6 protein-coding genes are annotated in these 7,691 nt (G+C 69.0%); all 6 read right to left on the reverse strand.

Annotation, left to right across the window (positions count from 1 at the left end; all coding sequences use genetic code 11):
* Positions 1 to 84: 84 nt before the first annotated feature.
* The 6 genes from QZY48_RS03825 to QZY48_RS03850 all read right to left on the reverse strand — a co-directional run bounded on the left by QZY48_RS03825 (position 85) and on the right by QZY48_RS03850 (position 7,573).
* Positions 85 to 1,011 (reverse strand): alpha/beta fold hydrolase, encoded by a 927-nt coding sequence (locus QZY48_RS03825; protein WP_295427946.1) that lies wholly within the window; start codon positions 1,009 to 1,011, stop codon positions 85 to 87.
* A 113-nt stretch (positions 1,012 to 1,124) separates the two neighbouring features.
* Entirely contained in the window at positions 1,125 to 1,544 is a 420-nt protein-coding gene (locus QZY48_RS03830; RefSeq protein WP_295427949.1) for a UPF0158 family protein, read from the reverse strand.
* A 488-nt stretch (positions 1,545 to 2,032) separates the two neighbouring features.
* Positions 2,033 to 3,850: a tetratricopeptide repeat protein gene (locus tag QZY48_RS03835; protein ID WP_295427952.1), complete on the reverse strand. Its 1,818-nt coding sequence runs from the start codon at positions 3,848 to 3,850 to the stop codon at positions 2,033 to 2,035.
* Entirely contained in the window at positions 3,799 to 4,611 is an 813-nt protein-coding gene (locus QZY48_RS03840) for a toll/interleukin-1 receptor domain-containing protein (RefSeq protein ID WP_295427955.1), read from the reverse strand. The genes QZY48_RS03835 and QZY48_RS03840 overlap by 52 nt, the downstream gene beginning before the upstream one ends.
* Positions 4,612 to 4,970: 359 nt before the next feature.
* Entirely contained in the window at positions 4,971 to 6,275 is a 1,305-nt protein-coding gene (locus tag QZY48_RS03845) for a DUF58 domain-containing protein (protein ID WP_295427960.1), read from the reverse strand.
* Positions 6,276 to 6,586: 311 nt separating this feature from the next.
* Entirely contained in the window at positions 6,587 to 7,573 is a 987-nt protein-coding gene (locus tag QZY48_RS03850) for a MoxR family ATPase (protein ID WP_295427963.1), read from the reverse strand.
* Between the last annotated feature and the right edge of the window lie 118 nt (positions 7,574 to 7,691).

Genomic DNA, 7,691 nt, shown 5'->3' on the forward strand with positions numbered 1-7,691 from the left:
ATTCTCTCGCATGCCACATTGCATCGTTTCTCCGATTACGATTACGATTACGATTACGATTACGACAACGACAACGACAACCTGTCAGACCCCGGCCGGCGCCTCCGCCCAGAACTGATCCAGCGCGGCGACCACCGCCGGCAGGCGTTCCCACTGGGGCAGGCCCAGGTGCGGCGCCAGGCTCTCAAACCGCCAATTCGGATGGGCGGCGACGAATCCCGCCAACTTCTCGAAGGTCACATAGGGGTCACGGTCGGCGATGGCCAGGACCGGCAACTTGGTCGGCAGGCTGCCGTAGAGCCGCTGCGGGGCGTCCCGGGTGAAGAGTTGCATCGACAGGAACATCAAGGGGGCGAAGCGCGCGCCCGGCTGGTGCGAGGTCGCGTAGGCGTAGTCGATCAGCTCCGCCGGGGGCTTGCCGACGAAGGACTTGCCGAGGTAATAGTTGATGCTCGGGCGCGACGAGACCAGGGCATAGGCGGCCGATCCAAGCAGCGGCAGGGTCAGGAAGCGGTGCAGCGGCCGACCGATCCCCGGGCCGAACGGCTGGCGCGCCCCGAACCCGGTCGGCGAGATCAGGGCCAGCGAGCCGATCCGCCCCGGGGCCTTCAGCGCCGCCCGGGCGGCGAACTCGCCGCTGAGCGACAGGGCCAGCACATCGGCCGACTGCTTCACCACCTGGTCCAGGAAGTCGACGATGGCCGCGGCGAAACGCTCCGCCGAGTAGGGACCGACCGGCCGGTCCGCGTGGCCGAACCCGGGGAGATCCAGGCTATAGACCGGGCGCTGCCCGCGATACTGGTCGAACAGCGGTTTGACCTCGAAGCTGCTGGGCGCCGCGTTGATGCTGTGGATGAGGACCAGCGGCCGACCGCTGCCGCTGGCGTCCCCATACCAGGCCAGCCGCTCGCCGGTGCGGGTCATCAGGCTGTGGCGCGGCGCCGCCAGCGCCTCGGGCAGCGGCGGTGCCCCTTTGCGCGCCAGGGGGAGGGGGGTCGAGGTCGTCGTCATCGCGTTTGCTCCAGCGAAGTGGCCGGCCGGGGCCGGTAAACAGGGGGCGGCAGACCCGGCGGGAGCAGCGCCCCCGGGGTCCCCCATTGTCGCACCTGGACGCGGAAAAAACCCTAATCGACCAGCTCGATCCCCCGCCCCTCGGCCCAGTCGCGCAGGGCCTCCAGGGTCTTGCGGTGCTCATAGTCGTACCAGGCGTCCAATTGATCCCGCTCGTCCAGAAAGCCCTTGAAACGGGCGTAGGCACCGCGACGCCGGAAGATGTCCCGGACCTCGTCCGCCGCGTCCGGCAACTGGTCCGCGACGAAGTCGAAGACCAGTGCCTTGCCCAGATCCAGGTCGTACTTGTTCGGCACCCGGATATACCGATCCGAGCCGGCGAGCTCATCCGCCGCGCCTTCCGGCTCGTCGAACCCCTCCCCGACAATACGGAACTCACCGGTCTCCCGGTCCAGATAGGCCCCGGCATCGAGGTCGGCGCCGGCGCTCGCGAACATGAAGGCTTCTTCGAGGTTGCTGATGGTGGTCTTCATCGGTTGCTCCTGTCGGACTGGATTCGGTCAGCGCGCGTCCGCGTATTGGCGGCAGGGTCCGGGCGCGCTGCCAAGGTGCAGGCGCGGCGGCGGGTTTCAACGGACCGCAAGTCCGCAGGTCCGCAGGTCCGCAGGTCCGCACAGCGGACCCTACGGGCTCGTAGGGTCCGCTGTGCGGACCGGCGATCCCGCGCCCGACCCGCTGGCCGGGATGATGAACGCGGTCGGTGCCCGGTGGAAGCGGCTTCCGCCTGAATCCGGCAATTGCTCACGCCAAGACGCCAAGAAGAAACAAAGAGGGCTGCGCAGCATCCGGAGCGCCCGATAGGTGAGCCGAATCACTTCGACAACGCCTTGAAATGCCTTGGCGAGCTTGGCGCCTTGGCGTGAGAACTGCTCTTTCCAGGTTCAGCCGCGACGCGACGCCGCGGGCCGCCGCGGCCTCGTCGCGGCTGAAGCCGCTCCCACCGAGGACTTGGGCCTGGCACTCAGGGGTGCCGGTCGAGCCAGGCGCGGGCCTTCTCGGCGTCGGGGCTCTCCATCGACTCGAAGAGTGCCAGGGCGTGTTGCATGTGGCCGCGGGCGGTCGCGGGGTCACCCAGGTCGTCCAACGCCTCGCCGAGGCTAAATGAATCGAACGCCTCGCCGCGACGGTCGCCGATCTCGCGATCAATCGCCAGTGCCTGTTCGTAGAGGCTGATGGCCTTGCGCGACTTGCCGAGGCCGGACCATTCGTTACCTAGGTTGCAGAGGGCGGTAGCCATGCCGCGGCGGTCACCGATCTGCCGAGCGATGACGAGTCGCTGCTTGTGGAAGGCGATGGCCTTGCGCCGCTTGCCGAGGTCGGACCACGCGTTACCTAGATTGCCGAGCGCGTTGCCCTCGCCGCGGCGGTCGCCGATCCTACGAGCAATGGCGAGGTGCTGCGCGTAGAGGGCGACGGCTTTTCGCGGCTTGCCGAGGCTCCGCCAGGCTACGCCGAGGTTACCGAGCGCGCTGCCCTCGTTCCAAGGACAGCCAATCTCGCGAGCAATGGCAAGCTTCTTCTCGTAAAAGGCAATGGCCTTACGCAGACCGAGGTCTGCCCAGGCGTTCCCGAGGCCGCCGAGGTAGTTGGCTTCCATCCCACGCACTCCCAGCCGGCGGGCGGCAGCGAGCCCGGCATCGAGCCAGCGGACCCGTTCGCGTGGGTGCACGCGGAGATCCAGCACACAGACACCGCCGCCCGGGTAGTCCATCGCCAGCCGGGCGGCGTCCTCGTCTGCGCCGGCCGCCGCCCAGTTCTGGCCGGCGGCGATCTGGGCGGCTTCGGCGTCATAGGCGGCGAGGCCGTCGGTGACCCCGGTGTGACCCTCCAAGTAGCGCGCATTCGCCGCCCGCAGGACCGCGAGAAAATGTGCACTATGCCGCCCCCGCGCCAACTCTAGGTTCTCCGGGCTGGGTCCGAACACCATGTCCGGGACCCGGGTTCGACACCAGCGCCAGGGCTCAGCGGCAATGGGCCGCAGCAGGTCATGCAGCCGGTAGCGCCCGGTGTCGGCATTCCAGCGCAGCAGGCTGCGGTCGATCAGGGCGCTTAGCGAAGGCTGCGCTTCCTTGGGCGCGGCGAGCCCCCAGACCGCGGCGGCGGCTGGCCGGTCGAAAGGGGCGGGGAAGACTGCGAGCGACTGCCAGCGGGCGGCGAGGCATAAGTCTTCGGCGAGCAGTCGGTTGGCCGAGAGTGCCAGCACGGCGCCTACCAGGCCGCCCTCGACCGCATCGCTCTGGAGCGCTTCGAGGCGGGTCGCTTCGTCCGCGAGGTCAGCGAGATATTCGGCGAGTGGAATTTCGGGGTGCATGGCCAGGTGCGCGCCCGCGACCCGCAGGGCCAGCGGCAGCCGGTCGCAGGCGGCGGCGAGGCGGTCCAGGTCCGCATCGCGCAGGGCGCGGCCCTCGCCCAGGATGCCGACGAGGAGTGTCCGCGCCGCGGCGGGCTCCAGCAAGTCCAGGTCGCGCCGCTCGCCCAGCGCGATGCGTTGGCGAGAGGTGACGATCAGTGCGGCTGGTGGCGAGGGCGTCAGCGGCACGACCTGCGCGGTCCCGGCCGCGTCGTCGGCCAGGATCAGCACCCGCCGGCCGTTCAGGACCCCGCGATAGAGCGCCTGGACCTGGGACTCATCGTCCGGCAGGCGCCATTCGGGCTCGAAGGCGCGGATCACCCAGGCCATGGCGTCCAGCGCGGACATCGGCCGCTCACCGGCCCCGCCGAGCGGAATCAGGAGTTGGCCGTCCGGAAAGCGGTCCTTGAGGCGGTGCGCGACATGCACCGCGAGCGCCGTCTTGCCGAGCCCGCCCTGACCGGCCAGGGCACAGATGGCGACTGACCGGCCGGCGCTGAGGTGCCGCTCCAGCCAATCGCGGTCGTGCGGCCGGTGAAGTCGGGCAGGTCCGCGGGGAGTTGGAAGCGCCGGTCGGGCGCAGTCCGGCCGGCGGCGCCCGGGCGGTCGCCGGTGATGCCCCAGACCAGGCGGCCGATGCCCTCCGTGTCGATACCCTTGCGCAGGTCCACCCAGGTGCGGTTCTTGAGGAAGAGGGAGATCGCGGGCCGTTCCGGGGCACCGGGGAGCAGGACCGGGATGACCGGGCGCTGCTCATGGGCGGCCAGGTCCAGCGCGACCTGCATTTCCTCGTCCTCCCAGGGGCCGATGCCGGACCCGCCGATGCAGACCAGCATCGAGGCGCTGGCGAGGATGCCGGCCGCGAGCCCGTCCTGCCAGCGCTGCCCGGGGCGCAGGTCGTCCTCATCCAGCCAGACGCGCAAATCCTGCGCCTGGAGCCGGCGGCGCCGTTCGCGGATCAGCGGCTTGTCGGCGCTGTGGTGGGAGAGGAAGGCGTCGAAGTCCATGGCAAACACCTGCAACGAAGGTCCGGGCTTGATACCAGAAATCGCGGCACCGGGCCAGGTTCTTCTCGAGAAGGTCGCGCAGCGACGCTGTGGGAGCGGCTTCAGCCGCGACGCGACGGCGCAGGCCGTCGTGGACTCGTCGCGGCCAAGGGCCATGAAGGCTTGTCCGTCACCCCGGAACATGAACCTAAATCCGGGAATTGCTCACACAAAGACACAAAGAACACAAAGAAAAACAGATCATTGAAGGCGTTGGGCCGATCACCGCGCGGGTAACCTCCTCGACCTACGTATCGCATTGAAAATCTTTGTGATCTTTGGTCTCTGTGTGAGAACTGCTCTTTCCAGCTTGCGCCTTGGCGTGAGAACTGCTCTTTCCAGGTTTCACTGTATCCCTTACTCCCAGGTGCGTTGATTTGGAGTCAAATTTGACGTACGTCAGTAATGACTCGAGTTGAGTGGACGACCTGCCGTGCGCCATCGGGCAGGCGGGAGCGGCAAGACCGCGGCGGTAGCGCCGGCGGCGGTCCGCGCAGCGGACCCTACAGGGCCCCGGCCCGCTTGATCTCGAAGTAGCGGTTCACCAGGGCGATGGGGAGTTGGGCGGGCAGCAGGTCCAGGACCTGGATGCCGAGGTGGCGCAGACGCTCCTGGTGGCGTTGGCGCTCGGCGAGCCAGCCGTGGACGGCGTGGAAGCGCAGCGCGTCGTCCAGGGTTGCGATCGGGGCCTCCAGGGCGCGGTCCAGGGCGGCCTCGCGCAGGTCGGCGATGACCACCAGGTGGCGGCGGCGCAGGAGTTGGGCGGCCTGGGCCAGGCCCTCCTGGTCCTCGTCGCGGCTGTTGGTCAGGACCACCACCAGGGCGCGGCGCGGCATGGCGGCCAGGAGTGCCCGGGCGGCGACCAGGGGGTCGGCCGCCTCCAGGCTCGGCTGGAGGTCATAGAGGCCCTTGAGCAGCCGGTTCACGGTGCCGGGTTCCTTGCGCGGGGCGAACCAGCGCTGCGGCCCGCCGTAGGTCATGAGGCCGACCGCGTCCCCCTGGCGCACGGCCACGTAGGCGAGCAGGAGCAGGGCGTTGAGCGCCTCGTCCAGGTGGCCGCGGCCCTGGTCGCGGTGGCGCATACGCCGGCCGCAGTCGAGCAGGAAGACCAGACGCTGGTCGCGCTCGTCCTGGTACTCGCGGGCGATCAGCTTGTGCATGCGCGAGGTCGCCTTCCAGTCGATCTGGCGCAGTGAGTCGCCCTCCCGGTACTCGCGCAACTGGTGGAACTCGGCCCCGCGGCCCAGGCGCCGGAATCGGCGCACCCCCAGTTGGGCGAGTTGGTCGCTGGCCGCCAGCAGGGTGTAGCGGCTGATCTCGGCGAAGTTGGGGAAGACCCGGAGCGGCTGCGCCGGGGGCAGGACCCGGGTGCGCCGCCACAGGCCCAGGGGCGAGCGGGTGGCGACGGCACAGCCGGTGAGCGGGAAATCCCCGCGGCTGGGCGGGCGCAGGCGGTAGTCGATGCGCCCCTGGTGCTGGGGAGGCAGGTCCAGGTCCGCGGGCAGGCCGCGCACGGCGAACTCGCCCGGGTGCAGGTCATGGACGCTGATCCGCAGGCGCTGGTCCGACGCATTGGCGACCTCCAGGGTCACCTGGCTCCAGGCCCCGAGCGGCAGGGCGCGGCCCATGCGGCGTGTGATCCGCGGGTCCGGGAGCCGGTGCAGGGCCAGCAGATCCCCCAAGGCAAGGGCGGCGATGAGGAGGCCCAGGCCCTGCCACAGCGGCCAGGTCCAGGGCAGCCAGACGGTGGCGAGGCCGACGGCGGTCCAGATGGCCAGCGCTTGGACCAGGGGGGGGCGGGGGTGCATGGCGGTGCCTTGGGGACGGTTCATTAATCGGTTAAACAAATCCATTAGGGAATACTATTCGCATCGCATCGCACCGTTGTCGTTGTCGTTGTCGTTGTCGTAATCGAGGTTATCGCAGCCCCCGGATTCTCTCGCATCCCGAATGGCATCGCTTCTCCGATTACGCCGACGATTACGATTACGACAACGACAACGACAACGACAACGATTGTCGCCGTGTTTAACGTATTCTTGAGTCGTTCCTTGTTCTTCTCGTAGTGACCCTGAGTGATTACGCCTTGCCGCTAATGGCAAGGTCCGCGCAGCGGACCCTACGCGCGCGGGGCCGGGACGCCGGCGAGCAGGTCGACGAGGACGTCGTCGGGCCGGTAGCCCTCGATCTCCAGGTCGGCGGTGAGCTTGAGGCGATGGCGCAGTACGGCGGGGGCCATGGCCTTGACGTCGTCCGGCGTCACGAAGGCGTTGCCCTCGATCAAGGCCTGGGCGCGGGCGGCGCGCACCAGGGCGATGGCGGCGCGGGGGCCGGGGCCGGTTTCGACCCCCTGCCAGTCCCGCGCCGCGCGCACCAGGCGCACGGCGTACGCCAGGACGCTGTCGTCGAGCCGCAGCATGGCCGCCGCGCCCTGGACCGCCAGTATCTCCTGCGGTGTCATCACCCGGGGGACCCGGGAGGTGTCGAGCCGGTCGCCGATCTGACCGCTGGTCATCTGGCGCACCACGGCCAGTTCCTCCTCGGCCCCCGGGTAGTCGATGAAGACCTTGAGCAGAAAGCGATCGAGTTGGGCCTGCGGCAGGGGGTAGGTGCCCTCCTGCTCGATAGGGTTTTGCGTCGCATAGACCAGGAAGGGGGCGGGCAGGGGCAGGGCCTCGCCTTCGATGGTGACCTGCTGCTCTTGCATGGCCTCCAGCAGGGCCGACTGGGTCTTGGCGGGGGCGCGGTTGATCTCGTCGCCTAAGAGCAGGTTGCAGAAGATGGGGCCGCGGCGGATGCGGAACCCCTCGGTCTTCATGTCGAACAGTGCGTGACCGGTCACGTCGCTGGGCATCAGGTCCGGGGTGAACTGGATGCGCGCAAAGCTCCCGCCCAGGGCCGCGGCCAGGGCGCGGACCAGGAGCGTCTTGCCCACCCCTGGGACCCCTTCCAGCAGGACATGGCCGGCGGCGGCCAGGGCGACGACCGCCTCGCGGATCACCTGGGGTTGCCCGACCAGGGCCTGGGCGACGGCGCTCTCCAATGACTGGAGATGCCGGGCGGCGGCGGCGACCGTCATGGCGGGGGGGCTGGTCGAATCGTTCATCTGGGGTCCTTAAGGGTATTGGTGGTCAGCTACAGCTACCGGACGTTCTCACGGACCGGGCGTCGTTGTCGTTGTCGTTGTCGTAATCGTGGTCGGATTATTCGATTACGACAACGAC

Origin of the sequence: uncultured Thiodictyon sp. (assembly GCF_903828115.1) — a bacterium.
Taxonomy (GTDB): Bacteria; Pseudomonadota; Gammaproteobacteria; order Chromatiales; family Chromatiaceae; genus Thiodictyon.